The organism is Bacillus sp. 95MFCvi2.1, from assembly GCF_000374965.1.
Taxonomy (GTDB): domain Bacteria; phylum Bacillota; class Bacilli; order Bacillales; family Bacillaceae_G; genus Bacillus_A; species Bacillus_A pseudomycoides.
Genome location: NZ_KB895698.1, coordinates 57,012 through 75,247, shown reverse-complemented (window position 1 = coordinate 75,247; position 18,236 = coordinate 57,012). Strand labels below are relative to the sequence as shown.

The following is an 18,236-nucleotide window of genomic DNA, read 5'->3' as shown; positions in this document are numbered from 1 at the left end:
CCTCCTTGTGCTTTTATTTTCTATTCTTCCTCATTTACGTGTTCAAATGCTTGCTCAAAGATATGAATTACGTGATGGTCAGCTAATGAATAATACACAACCTTTCCTTCTTTACGGTTTTTCACAAGTTTTGCTTGCTTTAAAACACGCAACTGATGAGAAATAGATGATTGTGTCATGCCGAGTAAATACGCTAAGTCACATACGCACATTTCTGCTTCAAATAATGCGTGTAAAATGCGGGTACGCGTACGGTCACCTAATACTTTAAATAATTCTGCCACTTTACTTAAACTTTCGTCAGCTGGAATCGTTTGTTTCACTTGATCAACAACTTCTCCATGGATAATTGTTTGAGAACATGCTTCTTGACATGTTTCTACTTTATTTTCAGCCATTATAGCTCACCTCTTCATTTGAACATATGAACAACCATTCATATATCTTATACCTTTATTATATGAGCGCCCATTCATATGTGTCAATAAAATCCATAACAAATTTTCCGAACATTTTGTTCAAATTTAAAAACATATCACTTATTTTCCACATCCGTTATATTCTTCATACAAAAAGGATGTACGAAAGTTTCTATCCTTTCGTACATCCTTTTTTCTTCATTTATTCACCTTTCACTGCATCAACAATTAAAGAAACAAACCCTAACTTTCCATCCTGATTTCTATGATCAAAGCGTTTAGACCGATAAATAAATCCTTCTTTTTCATCCCAATCATTATAATGAAACTCTCCACTCTCATCACAATACTCCAAAAGCTTCACCTGAAATCCTGCGCTCTCAAACATGGATATTATCGTTTTATAATTGTGAACAATTTTATGGCTCGCCGCTGGATGATCTAGTGGTCCAGGTCCCCCAACTTGTACCCCTTCTTGATATTCTTCATCCGGGAAAAAGCTATCCGGAACCGCACAGCGAATATAACCACCGTTCTTTAAAAATTCATAACACACTTTCGCTGCTTCTACACCTTCCTCATATGATAAATGCTCCCATACATGCTCTGCTAAAATTACCTCTAAAGAGTTACTATCAAACCTTTTTATCCAATCTTCTCTTTTTAATAAATTCAATTCATCTTCATTTGTATGTAACCATCCTGGGTTATTGTTAATTTCTCCTGCACCAACAACAATTTTTAATTCGTCTTTTACAACCATCATTTCACCCCTTTGAATATTTCAACATATAAATTCTACAAGATACTACTTTTTCCTCCTTTGACCAAAAGAAAAAACCTTGCGCGCTCCCTAGGCACACAAGGCTTACAATTTATTATATCCCCTTAATTAGCTTTTTCTAAGCTATCTTGCGAACTTGTATCTTCTTTTAAATGACTATGTTTTTTCGAATAAACAAAGTATACAACTACTCCAATTGCTAACCAAGCACCGAAGTACATCCATGTTGTTAATGGTAGATTGAACATTAAGAATAGACAACATGCGATTGAAATGATTGGTAAAGTTGGTACAAGTGGTACCATAAATCCGCGTTTTAAATTCGGATGTGTTTTACGAAGAATGATAACAGATACACCAACCATCGCAAATGTTAATAACGCTCCAATATTCGCTAAATTCGACAATTCTTTTAAATCGATAAATCCAGCAATTAAAGCACTACCAATCCCTGTTAACCAAGTTGAAAATGTTGGTGCTTCTGTCTTCTTGTTAATTTTCGCAAAAGATTCTGGCAATAAACCGTCACGACTCATTGCAAAGAATACACGTGTTGTTGCGTAAATATAAGCAAAAATTACAGCCATAATACCAATTACAGCTCCAATAGCAATTACACCAGCTACTTTATCTTGTCCGACAACTTCTAGTACATAAGCCATTGCTTCTGGTACATCTAATTCTTTATAAGAAACCATACCAGTCATAACAAGACAAACTGCAACATAAATGATCGTACAAATAACTAACGAAGCAATGATACCAATTGGAAGGTCACGCTGTGGATTTTTTACTTCTTCTGCTGAAGTTGCTAATGCATCAAAACCTAGGAAAGCAAAGAATACTGCTGCTCCTCCGGCAAAGACTCCACTTAAACCGTACGGTGTAAATGGTACCCAGTTTTCTGGTTTTACGTAGAATACACCAACTGCAATAAATAAGACAACAATAGCAATTTTAATTAATACCATTGCGTTATTTACACGCTTACTCTCTTTCGTACCACGTGATAACAACCATGTTAATACGAGCGTGATGATTACTGCTGGCAAGTTCACAATACCACCTTGAGATGGAATCGTTAACAGCGCTTTTGGAATTTCCAATCCAAATCCACTTATCAAGTTATGGAAGTAACCTGTCCATCCGCCAGCTACGGCCGCTGTTGTTACAACATATACAGATAGTAACGTCCATCCCATTAAATGGGCTACAAACTCACCAATTGTTGCATAAGAATATGTGTATACACTACCTGAAACAGGAAGTGTCGAAGCAACTTCCGCATAACATAATGCTGCAAATCCACAAACAATTGCTGCAATCATAAATGAAAAAATAACTGCTGGACCAGCATCTCTTGCTGCCACTAATCCAGTTAATACAAGAACTCCTGTACCGATTATCGCACCAATCCCTAGCATTGTTAGGTCAAATGCCCCTAGTGTTTTCGTCAAAGTTTTACTTTGACTTTCCCCTAACAGTTGCGTAACGGATTTCTTTTTAAATAGGTTGGCCACGATGTATGCCCCCTTTGACTAAGAAGAGCTAAGAGGTCTTCTCTCTTAGCTCTTATCATGTTGTATTAAATATTGTTCGATTTTTAGTTTGTATTATGCTTCAATTAGCAAGATACAGTTTCTGCTTCTAATAATTCTTTTGCACCTTTGTATTCTACACCGTGAGCTTCTGCAACCGCTTCGAATGTTACATAACCAGCTAATGTATTAATACCTTTTAATAATGCAGAGTTGCCTAGGCAAGCTTCTTTGTAGCCTTTGTTTGCAATTTGTACTGCGTATGGTACTGTTACGTTTGTTAATGCAAGAGTTGATGTACGTGGAACCGCACCTGGCATGTTTGCAACTGCATAATGAACAACGCCGTGTTTTTCATAAGTTGGGTTATCATGAGTTGTAATACGATCAGTTGTCTCGAAAATACCACCTTGGTCAATTGCGATATCTACTACAACAGAACCTGGTTCCATTGATTTAATCATTTCTTCTGTTACAAGTTTTGGCGCTTTTGCACCTGGAATTAATACCGCACCGATTACAAGATCAGACTCTTTTACAGCTTCTGCGATGTTGTAAGGGTTAGACATTAGAGTTTTCACTTGGTTACCGAAAATGTCATCTAATTGACGAAGACGTTCTGCACTTAAGTCGATGATTGTTACATCCGCACCTAGTCCAACTGCAATTTTAGCAGCATTTGTACCAGCTTGTCCACCACCGATAATTGTTACTTTACCACGTTTTACTCCTGGAACGCCTGCAAGTAAGATACCTTTGCCGCCTTTGTTTTTCTCAAGGAATTGTGCACCAATTTGCGCAGACATACGACCAGCTACTTCACTCATAGGTGCAAGTAATGGTAAAGAACGGTTTTCTAATTGTACTGTTTCATAAGCGATTGAAACAACTTTCTTTTCAATTAATGCTTTTGTTAATTCTGGTTCTGGAGCTAAGTGTAAGTATGTGAATAAGATTAAACCTTCACTAAAGTGCTTGTATTCGCTTTCAATTGGTTCCTTAACTTTCATTACCATATCCATGTTCCAAGCTTCTTCAGCTGTATCAACGATGTTTGCACCTGCTTCAACGTACTCAGCATCTGTAAAACCAGATCCTATACCTGCACCCTTTTGAATGAATACTTCGTGATTGTTACGAACTAAATGTACAACACCAGCTGGTGTCATTGCCACACGGTTTTCGTTGTTTTTAATTTCTGTTGGTACCCCAATACGCATAATGAAATGCCCCCTTATAATTAACAGAAAAAAGGAATTCTTTTTTCTTTTTTTAATAATTAATAACTTATGTCCTTATTCTAGCATAACTTAAAAGTTATGAAAACGCTAACATACTAGATTTTAAAAGTTTTTATATTTTGAATAGTGTAAATATAAAGAACTTTATTTTTCAGGGGGATTTCTCATATTCCGTTTATCTATCACTCTCTTTTTATTATAACCTTTGCAATCCAACGTTAATATTTTATTATTTGACAATAATATAACAATGTGAAAAAACAATACAAACCGCATACATATGCAATTAAAATCCCCTGTAACATTTTAGAAGTATATTCTTTTTTATATAAATCCATTTTAATTTTTCAACATATAAATGACTGCTATGAAGAGAAGAAGGTGACTTTACACTCGGTTGTTCTTGGCATGGGATAGGAAAAGAATTTGACCGCTTCTATGCATGATCGAATGCTCTCTCCCACCTAAAAATTAGATTTTATGTCGGTTTTTCAATTTGTACTTATATAATAAAAACAGCTACCGATATTTAACCGGCAGCTGGATAACCTATGAATAACTTTGAAAATAAATCTTCCGTTGTTTCTGTAATCTTATCAAACACATCTGTTTCACTTTCTTCTTGCTCTTTCATCATTTTAACGGCTTCTTGTGCATCCACAGGGTAGTCTGTAACAATCCCATCGACATTAAGCTTATAATATTTTTTAAAGCTTTCCATATCATTTACAGTCCATACATAAATTGGCTTATTTAACTTTCGTGCTGCTTTTACTAAGCTTTTATTTAACATATATTCTTCTGCAACATAAAAATCTGCTTGAACGTATTTTAAATTTGCTCTACTTGCATATAAAATATATCCTACCTTTATGTTTGGATTTGCACGTTTAAATTCTTTAATGAGCGGATAATGCAATGTTTGAATGACACATTGTTTTTCAAAGTCATTTTCCTTTATTGTTTTCAATACTTTCTTTACAAAATCTTTTTCATTTCCGTGCAATTTCACTTCTATATTGAGTTTTATCTTGTTTTTCGCAAGCTTAATCATCTCATCAAGTGTACTAATTCTTCCCGTGAATCCATCTTGATGAAGAGTAAGCTTTCGAAGCTCATCCATCGTCAAATCCGATACTTGTACATTGGCATTCGCAAGACGCTTTAAGTTCAAATCGTGTATCACTGCCAATTCACCATCTTTTGTTTGCAACACATCAATTTCAGCATACTCTGCTTTTGCATCAATCGCACCTTGCAAGGCCTCTTTCGTATTCTCTACTCCTTTGGAAACATATCCACGATGCGCCATAATAACGGGTTCTTTATATGAATTCGTAATAAACGTCACAATAAAAGCAACAACCACGCCCACGGTGAAAATACCAACAATATATACACCAATAAACTTCAAACGATGCTTTTTAAAAAAACATTTATCTGCTTTTGTTTTGGAATAATCTAAGCCTTCTTCTAATAAAACATCTTCAACTGGAACCTTTTGTAAATAAAGTCTTGTCAATGCCATAATATAAAACGGCGTTACAATAAAACTAAATAAATATAATGTACTCGTCAAAAATACAGATAGGGTAGATTCCGCTAATAAAGCAAATGTTCCTTTTGGATTCGTAAATTCATACACACACCATAAAAGTAATAAGTACAGACCCATAAATAAAACGAACATAATCCCTATCGAGATAAAAAGTCCGACTAAAAAGAATAAGACTTTAAACAAGCTTTCTTTTACCAACTTTGCACTCTTACGTGCAGCTGCGCGAAATGGTTTTTCTTCTAAAACAATAATAGGAAAAACAAAAATCCATCTCAAATTTAAATACGCAACTACAGCAAAAAAGGTATAATATCCTACTTGCCCCATTGTCGTTTTAAACAATTCTCCTGTAATAAAATTAGGAATTTGAATTTCAGGGATTAGTGCAGATTTATAACCGACGCTTAAAAGAGGTAACAAGATTACCGCATACAAAATAAATCCTGGTAAACAATATGTGAAAAGAGAAGGTAAATACGTTACCGTTTTATACAGAATCGGACGCAATTTTACCCTTTGTCGTTTATGTGCAAAATACGAAATAATGATAAGTACCGCAAATTCCGTAAAAATGAGAAAAAGTGCCAATATCGATAAAATGAAAATAGCTGCGATACCATATGGAGTTTTCAAAAAAGCTAGCAATTCATCGTTTGTCGCATTTGCATAGCCGCCCAAATACAACAACTTATTAAAAATCATACCGAATAACGGTATAAATACAATGGCTGCTAATAGTTTATAAACAAGCTGAAACGCCAACACATTCCAAAAAGCAAATTGTACTGTTTGAAAGGAATGTTTCATGACTCCTGGTATAGATAGTCTTTTACGGTGTAGCATAAATTCCTCCAAATTCTAACACTATATTTGAGATGGATTCCATATTTCTATTTCAAATCCATCTTTTTTATAATAATATATTCCGCTTAATATGAACACTCTTATACATCCCAAAAAGAGTGACAGGCACACCCCCATCACTCTTTCTCATTTCCACCACACTATTGACGGTCAGTAAGACCCCCACTGACTAAAATTTCACCTTATTTTTTCTCTAATCCTTGTCCAAATGCTTTTAAAAAGCTAAATCCAAAAGTAATGGCTCTGTTAATATCCGGGTCTTTTAATACTTTAAAGAAGTCCATAACCTTTGTTTTCCTACCCTTTTTTAATTCGTCTGTTGCAAATTGTAATCCTGTAACTAAACTCGATGTCACCTGTTTTGTTACTTCTGGATCAACAGAAGATAGCGCTTCTCCTGCCCCCATCATATTATTTAATGCATTTTTTACCGGTTCACGATTTAATTGCTCAACAGCAATTTTAGAAACATCTTCCTTTGCAGCAAGCAAACTAATTGCTGCATCTAATATGCCAGCTTGTTGCAACTGTGCTAACAATTGCATCGTCTCTTCTACCGCTTCACGATTCTCAGCTAATTGGGTTAGCAGTTCATCTGATAACTGTTGTTTCTTTTCTGCTTCTGTAATGACCTTTTTCTGAATCAATGTAATTTCTTTTGCCACGTTCTTCGCCCCCTAGTTCTGATCCACAAGTGATACGTACTGCTTTCTCTGCCATTTCTGCTGAATTTCAACACCATTTTGCGGATGACGCTTTTTATCTCTTGGGTTTGAAGCAGGAAGTGGACGATTTCCTTTTTCACGTAGTACACGCATTTTCACCATCGTTTGTTTATAAGCCGGTGTACACGTATATAGGTCTGTCGCTGTTCCTGTTAAAATATTAATCGCTTCTTCATTTACTGTCGCATGCATCGGTAAATATAACTCGTTTCCAGTCACACGATCTGTAATAAGTGCCTGTACTTTGATTTTCCCAAACGGTGATGTCAGTTCTACAAGGCCACCATCTTTCACATTCCGCTCAGTAGCAAGCTCAGGCGAAATCTCAACAAACACCTCAGAAATTTTGGATAGAATCCCCACTGATTTATTTGTCATATTTCCTTCATGGAAATGTTCTAACATACGACCATTATTTAATAATAAATCGTAGTCTTCTGGCGCTACAACTGGCGGCACCCATTCATCTAGTGAAAGACGGGCTTTTTTATCAGGGAAATTAAAACCATCGACATATAATAACGGTGTATCACTACCGTCATGACTTCCCCAGCATAAACTGTTCCATCCTTCTAAACGATCATATGTTGCTTGTGAATAGAGCGGCGCAAGTGATGCAATTTCATCCATAATTTCACTTGGGTTCTCATAATTCCAATCCCCACCAAGTACACGTGCTACTTTTTGTAAAATCCACCAGTCTGGTTTAGAATCACCAAGCGGTTTCATAACTTCATATAAACGTTGAATACGGCGCTCTGTATTTGTAAATGTTCCCTCTTTTTCTAAACTTGGTGCTGCTGGTAAAATAACATCCGCAAAGCGCGCTGTTTTTGATAAGAACATATCTTGAACAACAAGGAAATCAAGATTTGCTAAAATATGCTGTACATGATTTGCATTTGAATCTACTAAAGCCATTTCTTCTCCCATAACATACATACCACGCAATTTTCCTTCTTCTGCTGCAAGTAGCATCGCAATGTTATTTAGCCCTGGCTCTTTCGGAATCGTAGTTCCATATGCTTTTTCAAATTTCGCACGCATTGCATCATCCGATACCGCTTGATAACCTGGAAGCCAGTTTGGTAATGTTGCCATATCACAAGCACCTTGTACATTATTATGTCCGCGAAGTGGATATGCACCTGCACCCGGGCGACGATAGTTACCTGTTACAAGAAGTAAGTTTGAAATCGCTGCAGATGTTGTACTTCCTCCTGTATTTTGTGTAACACCCATACCCCAAAGTATACAAGTACCATCTGCTTCGTATACCATACGAGCCATTTCTTTTAATGTATCTTTAGAAATACCTGTAATACTTTCCGTATAATCAAGTGTATATTTTTCTAACATCTTGCTATATTCATCAAAATTCTTCACATTTTCATCTAAGAATTTTTTATCATGCCAATCTTGATCAATAATATATTTCGTTACACCAGCAAGCCATACATAGTCAGTTCCTTGGCGCGGATGAACAAACAGATCAGCACGCTCTGCCATTTCATGTTTGCGAAGGTCCGCTACAATTAGTTTTTGTTCATGCAATTTGTGAGCACGTTTTACACGTGTTGCAAGTACTGGATGTCCCTCTGTCGGGTTTGCACCGACAACAATGACTAGTCCTGCCTCAGCAATATCTTTCACTGTCCCAGCGTCACCGCCCATACCAACAGTTTTAAATAAACCATCTGTTGCTGGCGATTGACAGTAACGAGAACAGTTATCCACATTATTTGTTCCATATATTTGACGAGCTAACTTTTGCATTAAATAGTTTTCTTCATTTGTTACTTTTGAAGAAGAGATAAAGCCAAATGCATCACTACCATGTTCCGATTTAATATGTTGCATATTGGACGCAACAACTTCTAATGCTTCTTCCCATGATGCTTCAACGAACATATCCCCTTGACGAATCAAAGGCTTCGTAATACGGTCTTCACTGTTTACAAAGTCCCATCCGAACTTTCCTTTCACACATGTAGAAATTCCGTTTACTGGTGCGTCTGATACAGGTTGTACTTTTAAAATTTGACGATCCTTCGTCCACACTTCAAACGAACAGCCTACACCGCAAAATGTACAAACTGTTTTCGTCTTATTAATCTTCGTTGCACGCATTGCAGATTCAACTTCTGAAACTGCTAAAATACTACTATATCCAGGTTCTACATCCTTTACAAAATCAATCATTGGGTCTAAAACATTTGGTTTCAATCCAGTCATGAATCCAGCTTCCCCAAGCATAGATTTTTCCATTAATGCGTTACAAGGGCAAACTGTTACACATTGTCCGCAACTAACACAAGAGGAATCGTTAATACTCACCCCATTATCCCAAATAACACGCGGACGATCTAAACTCCAATCAATCGATAATGTTTCGTTTACTTGTAAATTCTGACATACTTCTACACATTGTCCACAAGCAATACATTGATTGGGATCGTAACGATAAAATGGATGAGTCATATCCACTTCTTTTGCACTAACTTTCGGTTCATATGGATATTTCTGTTCTTCAATTCCCATCATATGTACCGTATTATGGACTTTACAGTTCCCGTTATTATTATCACATACTGTACAATACAATAAATGATTCTCTAATATTCGATCCATCGCTTCCGTTTGTGCTTCTTTTGCGCGCGCTGATTGTCTTTCGATATGCATACCATTTTCTAATTTCGTTGAACAAGCACGCATTAATTTTCCATCCACTTCTACAATACATGTATCACAAGTTTGAATTGGATCAACCTCTGGTACGTGACAAATTTGTGGGTGCTCTAAATTACTTTCGTTAAATAATTGCAGTATCGTCTTTTCACCAGATGAAAGAAATTCCTTTCCATCTACGGTTACACGAACCGTTTGTTCTGCCATAGTTTCCCCTCTCCTTACAACTAACTGTACAATATAGTTTTGAATCCGTTTTCAAAACTATATTGCTGTACATTTTTTGAAACGCTCTGTTGAAATCCTATCTTAGAAGTCGATTCTTGATGCTATAAGGTATACTACAAAAGCCTAAAATGACACTATTCTACTACTCTATTATATCTCACATATACAATAATCACCAAATAATCTTCTGATAATATAGATAACGGATGCTTTTATATTTTCAATGTTTTATGATGAATAGGAAGAAAAATACATACGAAGGGGAAAATAGTATGGAGCCTGTCCAAGAAACATATAAAATGATACGTTATCAAGGAGGAGCCTTTTCCGAACGAGAAGATGAAGTTGTTACAGAATCCCCTGTAACAATTAAATTAAACGGGGAAGAATATGTAACAGTTGTATGCACTCCAAATTATATTGAAGATATGATAATAGGTTTTTTAATTTCTGAAGGAATTATTGCTTCTTATGAGAACATTGATGAGTTATGGATACAGAAAGACAAAGGGGTTGCTCATGTAAAAACATCACAAATCAATCCACTCTATCAAACGCTATATAACAAACGATATGTCACTTCTTGTTGCGGCAAAAGTAGACAAGGGTTTGTTTTTGTAAACGATGCAGCAAAAGCAAAAACTTTACATGATATACATGTAACAATTACTCCAGAAGAATGCTTTCATTTAATGAGCACCTTACAGCAATCTTCTACTACGTTTCGTCAAACAGGCGGGGTTCATAATACCGCCCTGTGCGATCGAAATACCGTTCTCATATCAAGAATGGATATTGGAAGACATAACGCATTAGATAAAATATATGGTCATTGTTTACGTAATAACATATCTGTCAAAGGAAAAATCATCGCATTTAGCGGTCGTATTTCATCTGAAATTTTACTCAAAGTTTCTAAAATCGGTTGCGAAATTGTTCTTTCTAAATCAGCTCCCACAAAATTAGCATTACAGCTCGCTCATGATTTAGGCATTACTGTAGTTGGGTTTATTCGTAATGACTCCTGTAATATTTATACTCATCCAGAACGAGTTGAAGGATATATACCAGAAACAAAATGATTCCTGCTAAAGGGATCGTTTTTTAGTTATAAAAATGTAATATATTTATTTGTTGAATAGTTAATAAAGTTAATATATAATTTCATTACATAAAGTGAATTACTAAAAAACAAATGAAGACACCTGTCTTCCTCGCATATATCTTCTTATTCTTTTACAAATTAAGAAAGAATACGTACAGAATATGTTTATGAATACACAGTAGATGCTCTATCAATATAATCATCAGACCCTTACGGATTACAAATTTCTTCTTTAAATATTAAAGCAGATTATTTATTTTCCTATAAAGCAGGATAAACTGAGGAGGTTACAGCTATGGAAATTCGTTTATTAACAAAAGAGGATGCAAAAATTTATTTAAAAGTGTGTATGGAAGGATTAACACAAAATCCAGAAGCCTTTAGTTCCTCTTATGAAGATGTATTAAAACATGAGGATCCTATTGCTGCAATGGCAAAACGGTTAGATAACCCTAATAAATATACAATTGGTGTCTTTAAAGATAATGATTTAATTGGAATTGCTACATTAGAAACAAAGTCATTTATTAAACAAGAACATAAAGCAAAAATCGGCTCTGTTTATGTCTCTCCAAAAGCTCGTGGTCTTGGAGCTGGACGTGCATTAATAAAAGCTATTATTGAAAATGCATATAAACTACATGTTGAACAGCTCATGCTTGATGTTGTTATGGGAAATGAAACTGCGAAAAAATTATACGAATCGCTTGGCTTCCAAACGTATGGCGTACAAGAACGTGCCTTAAAGCACAATGGACAGTATTGGGATGAAGAACATATGGTTTTATTTTTAAATGACTAATTGTATAGCATCAATTTATATAAAAAACACCTTTCGATAAAGGTGTTTTTTCTTACAACAATGTAATGTTCCCGTCATCTTATTGAATGGTTCTATTCCCTCCTCTTCGCTATACTAAAAGTACGAAATCACAACAAAAAGACATGAGAGATGAAAAAATAATAGAAGTAATAGAATAAAATCAGTAATTGGAGGAATAACAGATATGAAACAGCACAAACATCTTATTTTGTTCATTTTTGGTACAATAATCGTCACTTCAGGATTAGCAATTCTTCCTTGGTTTATTGTATAAAGCTTCTATCATTTTTTTGATTCCTTCCTATACAAAAATCCCCTGTACATAGCATACAGGGGATTTTTACGTACAAATAAAAAAGTTCATTGTTTCTCAAAATGAAACAATGAGCCTTTACATCTATTATAGAATTCCGAAAAATTTATTAGCACACGTCACAATAATTAGCATAGATACGGCAATACACATCACAATAGCATTGCGCTCTTGTTTATCTTTTTGTAAACGTTCTTCTTTTTTACTCACGTGTATAGTCCCCTTTATAACAATAAAAAAAGTGTGAGATAGGAGATTTTCCTTATCCGATGCGAGGTGAATACGAAATTCCTCACTATCTCACATACACAATAGAATGGAATTGTCATTTTATAAATAAAATGACATGACGTTATGTCGCAACATAGGGTATTTTGTGTCGCTACGCTTTCTATTATAAAAAAGAGTTGTGCAAAAGTAGTGCATTTTTTATGTCAATTGCCTTAGTAGAAAAAATACACTACAATTCAATCACGTAAACAGAGTTTTTTATTATTTTCATGTAAACTATACAAAGTAGAATGAATGTTTTGAGGTGCACAAGACTATGATTAAAATCTTATTAGTAGACGATGAAGAACGCATGTTGCGATTGTTAGATTTATTTTTGAGCCCACGTGGTTATTTTTGTATGAAAGCCAATTCAGGTATAGAAGCTCTTGAACTAATTCAACAAAAGAACTTCGATATCATTTTGTTAGATGTGATGATGCCCAATATGGATGGATGGGATACATGTTATCAAATCCGTCAAATCAGCAATGTTCCAATCATAATGTTAACAGCTCGTAATCAAAACTACGATATGGTAAAAGGACTTACAATGGGAGCCGATGATTATATTACAAAACCTTTTGACGAACAAGTACTAGTTGCACGAATTGAAGCTGTACTGCGCCGAACAAAAAAGGATGGTTTTATAAGCTTCAATGGCATTGAATGGGATAAAACAAAACATACTGTTACTGTTTACAGCGAGAAAATTCCCCTTACACCTATCGAGTTTTCATTACTAGGACTGTTTTTACAAAATACAAACCGAGCTTATAGCCGTGATGATTTAATTGGAAAAATATGGGGTTATCAAACAGATATTGAATATCGTACTGTTGACTCACATATTCGCAATATCCGTGATAAATTACGAAAAAAAGACTTTCCTGTTGAAAAATACTTAGAGACTATCTATAAAGTGGGATATAAGTGGAAAAGCGAATGAAAATAATAATGCGAAACTTTTCTAAGTGGGACATGACTCACCTCACACTTAGAATTAGTTAAACAACACGTGATAAAACTTTGGTCAGTGGTGAGATTTCTTCCGCTGGCCATTAATGTGAAATAAAGGTATGGTGAAAAAATGAACAAACTTTCGCTCAAAATTGGTACATATTTCTTAATATTAGCTTTATGTATTGAAACAATTGCCTTTGTATCTTGTCATACAAGTCTGGCGAACATGCGTATCGAGGAAGAAAAATCCGCCCTTTTAGAAAAAGGAAAGCGCTATAGTAACTTTATTTCAAGACGTTATGGGCCACGAGCTTTTGAACATGCTGCAGCAATGGAATCACATTCTAATTCAGATACAAAGTTAGTCATAACAGACACTAATGGGCAAATCCTTTCCTCTTCTGATCCGGTAACACAAGAAATGAAAAAGCAACTTGCCTCCAAAATAAACTGTACTTCAATAGATGGAACTTTGGTTGAGAAAAATTGGAAAACATCGAAATTTATTTCAACAGCAACGCCAATTATCATTCATAGACAAATAGCTGGGTATGTACATATGTTTTTAGATACAGCCTTCTTAGAAAAAATGATTCTTCGTTTAACACGTCAATTTATTATTATTGGTATACTAACTCTTATTTTAACAACCATTTCTGTATTTATCTTTTCTCGTGTCATTACCGATCCTCTTATTAAAATGAAACGTGCAACAGAAAAAATGTTAAAGCTGAATAAACCAATTAAATTAGGAATTAAACGCAATGATGAACTCGGTAGTTTAGCAACAACAATTGAAGAATTATCCAGTGAATTAGCCTACATGAAAAAAGAAAGAAATGAATTTCTTGCAAGTGTAGCACACGAACTGCTCACACCACTCACGTATATGAAAGGTTATGCGAAAGTTGCTAAAAGAGATTCTTTATCTAAAGAAGAACGTGAAGAATACCTACAAATTATCGAAGATGAAACCGATAGTGTAACAGGACTCGTTCAAGATTTATTCGATCTTGTTCAGCTAGAACAACATCAATTTATTATAAAAAAACAAAAAGTTCCACTCTTGCCTTTTCTAGAGCGCATGATTGAGAAAACAAAAACTACACTTGCTAAAAAACAAATGAAAATTAAGTTCTACTGTGTAGATAACCTCGATGTATGTATGGATGAACGCCGAATGGAACAAGTTATGCTAAATTTATTACACAACGCCTATCAGCATTCTTATGAACAATCAATTATTACTGTACACGCATCACAAAATGAGAATACTTTTTCTATAAGTGTGCAAGATGAAGGAGAAGGTATTCCACAGGAAGATATTCCACATATTTTTGATCGTTTTTATCGAGTTGATAAATCAAGAACTCGAGCTACAGGGGGGAAAGGAATCGGTCTAGCTGTTGCAAAAGAAATTGTTGAATTACACAGCGGCTCCATTCAAGTAAAAAGTAAGTTAAGAATTGGAACTGAATTTATTATTGAATTACCAATTGAATAATATGTACGTTAAATCACCAGTAGTGTCTTTACTTCAAAACTGCTGGTGATATTATATTAATAGCCAATATTTATTCGCAAATTATTAGTAAACACATTAAAATACTACTAGTACGAGCTGACCTTTTGAAATTATTCTTATTTCAATATAAAATGTAAATACAACTGTGAAAGGTTCGGAGGGTGATACGATTGGAAATCCATGTATTAACAAAACAAGAGGCAGAAATTTACTTAGAACTTCGTGTAGAAGGATTAAAACAAAATCCAGAGGCTTTTAGTTCTTCTTATGAAGATATTATTAATAAAGAATGCCCGATTGAGTATAAAGCACAGAAATTAGCACAAGATGAAAACTATACACTAGGTGCATTTAAAGACGATAAATTAATCGGGGTTGCAACCTTGGAAACGAAACCATACGTGAAACAAGAGCATAAAGCAAAAATCGGCTCAGTATATGTATCTCCAAAAGCACGTGGACTTGGAGCAGGAAAATCGCTCATTAAAGAGTGTATTGAACTTGCAAAAACATTAGAAGTAGAACAAGTTATGCTTGATGTTGTTGTCGGAAACGATGGTGCAAAAAAACTTTACGAATCATTAGGATTTAAAACATTTGGTGTACAAGAGCGCTCTTTAAAATATAACGGCCAGTACTGGGATGAAGAGCATATGGTTTTATTCTTAGATGAAGAAAACTAATAAAAAAGTCCTCAAGTATGAGGATTTTTTTATTACCATTTTACATTGCAAACCACGCATTATATAACAACTGAATTGCCTCTTCAATCTCTGCCTCTGATAAAATAGCAAACCCAAGTAAAACTGTATTTTTTGAAGTAGTCCCTTCTTTATAGTACATAGAAACTGGATATACTTTTATACTATTTTCAGCTGCTCTTTTTATTAATTCTTCTTCTAACATTTCATTGTGAACCTTTAATAAGATATGTAAGCCAGAATCTTCTCCTATCACTTCCACCTTATTAGAAAAGTACCTTTCTATCGCTGAGACAAGAGCATCTCTCTTTTTCCGATAAACGACTCGCATCTTATGAATATGTTTTTCCCAATATCCTTCATTTAAAAACCTTCTAATGATTTCTTGATCGATTCTTGAAACACTTTGTGTATAAAATAAATATTGTGTTTGATACAACTCAATTAGCTGTTTAGGCAGCACCATGTAGCTCATACGTAATGATGGAAGCAATGCTTTTGAAAATGTTCCCATATAAATTACATTTCCCTCTGTGTCAAGCCCTTGCAATGCTGGAATCGGCTTTCCAGAGTAACGAAACTCACTATCATAATCATCTTCGATAATATAACGTCCACGCTCCCCTTGTGCCCATTGTAATAGTTGCATCCTTCTTTTAATTGGCATAATCATTCCACACGGAAATTGATGAGATGGAGTAACGAACACAACATTTGCATTACTACCTTCTAAATCTGAAATACAAATCCCATCCTCATCAAGCGAGAGCATCTGAACATTTTCTTCTCCTTTCTCAAAGGTAACCAATTTCCGGTGATATCCTGGATTTTCAACTGCAAAGTGACTTCCCTTTAGCAGCTGAAATAACATTCTTATTAAAAATTGTGTTCCGGCCCCTATTACAATTTGACTTGCTGAACATCTCACACCTCTTGATTCATATAAATATTTCGCCATCTCCTCACGCAAACTCGCTTCACCTTGGGGATGGCCAAGAAAGAGTAGATCCTTATTTTCTAGTTGCCATACCTCGTTTGAAATCTTTCGATAAACCGAGAATGGAAATGCATTTGCATCTACACCTGTTTGTGTAAAATCATATTTATATTTCTGTTCCCTATGCAGTACTTCCTTAACAACTTCTCTTTTTTTCACTGTATGTACCATTTGTTCAATTTCACATACAAAATACCCCTTACGTGAAACTGATTCAATATATCCTTCTGCAAGAAGCTGTTCATATGCCGATTCCACTGTATTTTTACTTACCTCTAAATGCATCGCTAACTTTCTTTTTGCTGGGAGCTTCGTCAAAGGAGGGATTTTTCCACTTCTTATTTCTGCTTTTATATACTCGTATAACTGTACATACAGTGGGATTTTTTCCTCCATATTCAAATTTGGTGTTAATTCTAACATGAAATCTGACCCCTTTATAAAATGAATTATTGATACTTTTTATAGTACCAGAAGTTATATATAATTCCTTCTATCATGTAAATTTTTAAAAATCAATCTTAGAAAGGAGCATCATGATGATGAACAATAACAGACGACTCGGCCTCATTATGATTATTGCAGGAGCTACTTTATGGGGAGTATCAGGTCCGATGATTCAGTGGCTTTTTCAACATACTAAGGTATCATCTATCGATTTTTTAGTAATTCGCCTATTGCTTGCTGGGGTCTTTATTTTATGTTTCTTACTTACCAAAAAACAAAATATATTTCGTATTTGGCAACACCCACGCCATCTTTTACAACTTATCATTTTCTCTATTCTCGGGATGCTTGGCGCACAGTATGCTTTTATCGAAACAGTGCATATTAGCAACGCTGTTACCGCTACTCTATTTCAATTTTTAGGGCCAGTTCTCATTACTATTTATGTTGCAGTGCAACATAAAAAGCTTCCTTCCATTATGCAAGTATTGGCAATTGTCTCTGCCCTGACAGGAACATACTTTATCATTACAAATGGATCCGCCCAAAATATTGTCTTATCGAAAGAAGCGATTTTATTTGGGGTGTTAACAGCAATTGGTTTTGCCTTTTACACACTGCACCCAGCTTCCCTTATTAAACAATGGGGGACGGCTCTTATTATTGGCTGGGGTATGTTAATCGGGGGTCTTGCACTATTTATTTGTAATCGCTTCTTCGAATGGAAACAACTTTCACAAACCTTTACGTTGCAAACATTCTCTATGCTAATTCTAATCATTGTAAGTGGAACACTTTCTTTCCTTCTTTACATTGGTAGTCTAAAATATTTATCAGCAACAGAGACAAGTATTTTATCTAGTATTGAACCGCTTGTAGCAGCTATTGTTTCCATCACTTGGCTAAAAGAATCTTTCGGAGCATACCAATTACTAGGCGGTGTGTGTATCGTCATTGCTGTTATTTTCTTAACAATGCCAGCAAAAGATGCAGAGCCTACATTTACAACTGAACAAATATAGTACAAAATGTCAAAAGAGGCCATAC

15 protein-coding genes are annotated in these 18,236 nt (G+C 35.0%); 6 read left to right on the top strand and 9 right to left on the bottom strand.

The features are described from left to right. Nucleotides 1-20: 20 nt before the first annotated feature. The 7 genes from C568_RS0114190 to fdhF form a co-directional block, all read right to left on the bottom strand. The gene (locus C568_RS0114190; protein ID WP_003195140.1) at nt 21-398 is read right to left on the bottom strand and encodes an ArsR/SmtB family transcription factor; all 378 of its coding nucleotides are present in this window, start codon (nt 396-398) and stop codon (nt 21-23) included. A 223-nt stretch (nt 399-621) separates the two neighbouring features. Next, nucleotides 622-1,185, bottom strand: coding sequence for a class I SAM-dependent methyltransferase (locus tag C568_RS0114185; RefSeq protein ID WP_003205860.1), 564 nt, complete (start codon nt 1,183-1,185; stop codon nt 622-624). Nucleotides 1,186-1,307: 122 nt separating this feature from the next. After that, nucleotides 1,308-2,723: an amino acid permease gene (locus C568_RS0114180; RefSeq protein WP_018765586.1), complete on the bottom strand. Its 1,416-nt coding sequence runs from the start codon at nt 2,721-2,723 to the stop codon at nt 1,308-1,310. Between the two features lie 104 nt (nt 2,724-2,827). Continuing rightward, on the bottom strand, nt 2,828-3,961 hold the full coding sequence (gene ald / locus C568_RS0114175; protein WP_018781915.1) for an alanine dehydrogenase: 1,134 nt from the start codon (nt 3,959-3,961) through the stop codon (nt 2,828-2,830). A 550-nt stretch (nt 3,962-4,511) separates the two neighbouring features. After that, nucleotides 4,512-6,383, bottom strand: coding sequence for a glycerophosphoryl diester phosphodiesterase membrane domain-containing protein (locus tag C568_RS0114170; RefSeq protein WP_018781914.1), 1,872 nt, complete (start codon nt 6,381-6,383; stop codon nt 4,512-4,514). Nucleotides 6,384-6,586: 203 nt separating this feature from the next. Continuing rightward, entirely contained in the window at nt 6,587-7,069 is a 483-nt protein-coding gene (locus C568_RS0114165; protein WP_018781913.1) for a DUF1641 domain-containing protein, read from the bottom strand. A gap of 12 nt (nt 7,070-7,081) precedes the next feature. Continuing rightward, nucleotides 7,082-10,024 (bottom strand): formate dehydrogenase subunit alpha, encoded by a 2,943-nt coding sequence (gene fdhF / locus C568_RS0114160; protein ID WP_003194950.1) that lies wholly within the window; start codon nt 10,022-10,024, stop codon nt 7,082-7,084. A gap of 293 nt (nt 10,025-10,317) precedes the next feature. Between fdhF and fdhD the strand changes: the two genes are divergently transcribed. Then, nucleotides 10,318-11,127, top strand: coding sequence for a formate dehydrogenase accessory sulfurtransferase FdhD (gene fdhD, locus C568_RS0114155; RefSeq protein WP_018765589.1), 810 nt, complete (start codon nt 10,318-10,320; stop codon nt 11,125-11,127). Nucleotides 11,128-11,445: 318 nt separating this feature from the next. Beyond that, the gene (locus C568_RS0114150) at nt 11,446-11,952 is read left to right on the top strand and encodes a GNAT family N-acetyltransferase (protein ID WP_018781912.1); all 507 of its coding nucleotides are present in this window, start codon (nt 11,446-11,448) and stop codon (nt 11,950-11,952) included. Nucleotides 11,953-12,373: 421 nt separating this feature from the next. On the opposite strand, the gene C568_RS36115 is transcribed toward C568_RS0114150, so the two are convergent. After that, on the bottom strand, nt 12,374-12,496 hold the full coding sequence (locus tag C568_RS36115; RefSeq protein ID WP_003194959.1) for a hypothetical protein: 123 nt from the start codon (nt 12,494-12,496) through the stop codon (nt 12,374-12,376). Nucleotides 12,497-12,833: 337 nt separating this feature from the next. Between C568_RS36115 and C568_RS0114140 the strand changes: the two genes are divergently transcribed. The 3 genes from C568_RS0114140 (at nt 12,834) to C568_RS0114130 (ending at nt 15,727) form a co-directional block, all read left to right on the top strand. Continuing rightward, complete coding sequence (locus C568_RS0114140; protein WP_018781911.1) at nt 12,834-13,505, top strand: response regulator transcription factor; 672 nt, start codon at nt 12,834-12,836, stop codon at nt 13,503-13,505. A gap of 141 nt (nt 13,506-13,646) precedes the next feature. Continuing rightward, nucleotides 13,647-15,023, top strand: a complete 1,377-nt coding sequence (locus C568_RS0114135; RefSeq protein WP_003194963.1) for a HAMP domain-containing sensor histidine kinase — start codon at nt 13,647-13,649, stop codon at nt 15,021-15,023. 191 nt (nt 15,024-15,214) lie between these two features. Continuing rightward, nucleotides 15,215-15,727: a GNAT family N-acetyltransferase gene (locus C568_RS0114130; protein WP_018765592.1), complete on the top strand. Its 513-nt coding sequence runs from the start codon at nt 15,215-15,217 to the stop codon at nt 15,725-15,727. Between the two features lie 40 nt (nt 15,728-15,767). On the opposite strand, the gene pdxR is transcribed toward C568_RS0114130, so the two are convergent. After that, nucleotides 15,768-17,165 carry a MocR-like pyridoxine biosynthesis transcription factor PdxR gene (gene pdxR, locus C568_RS0114125; protein ID WP_018781910.1) on the bottom strand — a complete coding sequence of 466 codons (1,398 nt, stop codon included), beginning with the start codon at nt 17,163-17,165 and terminating at the stop codon, nt 15,768-15,770. Nucleotides 17,166-17,284: 119 nt separating this feature from the next. Here pdxR and C568_RS0114120 point away from each other — a divergent pair, with 119 nt between their 5' ends. After that, the gene (locus C568_RS0114120) at nt 17,285-18,211 is read left to right on the top strand and encodes a DMT family transporter (RefSeq protein ID WP_029427308.1); all 927 of its coding nucleotides are present in this window, start codon (nt 17,285-17,287) and stop codon (nt 18,209-18,211) included. Nucleotides 18,212-18,236: the final 25 nt, after the last annotated feature.

Excerpts from the sequence above, each read along its gene's own strand:
- C568_RS0114190 (WP_003195140.1), bottom strand. The coding sequence starts at position 398 with ATGGCTGAAAATAAAGTAGAAACATGTCAAGAAGCATGTTCTCAAACA.
- fdhD (WP_018765589.1), top strand. The coding sequence starts at position 10,318 with ATGGAGCCTGTCCAAGAAACATATAAAATGATACGTTATCAAGGAGGA.
- pdxR (WP_018781910.1), bottom strand. The coding sequence starts at position 17,165 with ATGTTAGAATTAACACCAAATTTGAATATGGAGGAAAAAATCCCACTG.
- C568_RS0114150 (WP_018781912.1), top strand. The coding sequence starts at position 11,446 with ATGGAAATTCGTTTATTAACAAAAGAGGATGCAAAAATTTATTTAAAA.
- C568_RS0114135 (WP_003194963.1), top strand. The coding sequence starts at position 13,647 with ATGAACAAACTTTCGCTCAAAATTGGTACATATTTCTTAATATTAGCT.
- C568_RS0114185 (WP_003205860.1), bottom strand. The coding sequence starts at position 1,185 with ATGATGGTTGTAAAAGACGAATTAAAAATTGTTGTTGGTGCAGGAGAA.
- C568_RS0114120 (WP_029427308.1), top strand. The coding sequence starts at position 17,285 with ATGAACAATAACAGACGACTCGGCCTCATTATGATTATTGCAGGAGCT.
- ald (WP_018781915.1), bottom strand. The coding sequence starts at position 3,961 with ATGCGTATTGGGGTACCAACAGAAATTAAAAACAACGAAAACCGTGTG.
- fdhF (WP_003194950.1), bottom strand. The coding sequence starts at position 10,024 with ATGGCAGAACAAACGGTTCGTGTAACCGTAGATGGAAAGGAATTTCTT.
- C568_RS0114170 (WP_018781914.1), bottom strand. The coding sequence starts at position 6,383 with ATGCTACACCGTAAAAGACTATCTATACCAGGAGTCATGAAACATTCC.
- C568_RS0114140 (WP_018781911.1), top strand. The coding sequence starts at position 12,834 with ATGATTAAAATCTTATTAGTAGACGATGAAGAACGCATGTTGCGATTG.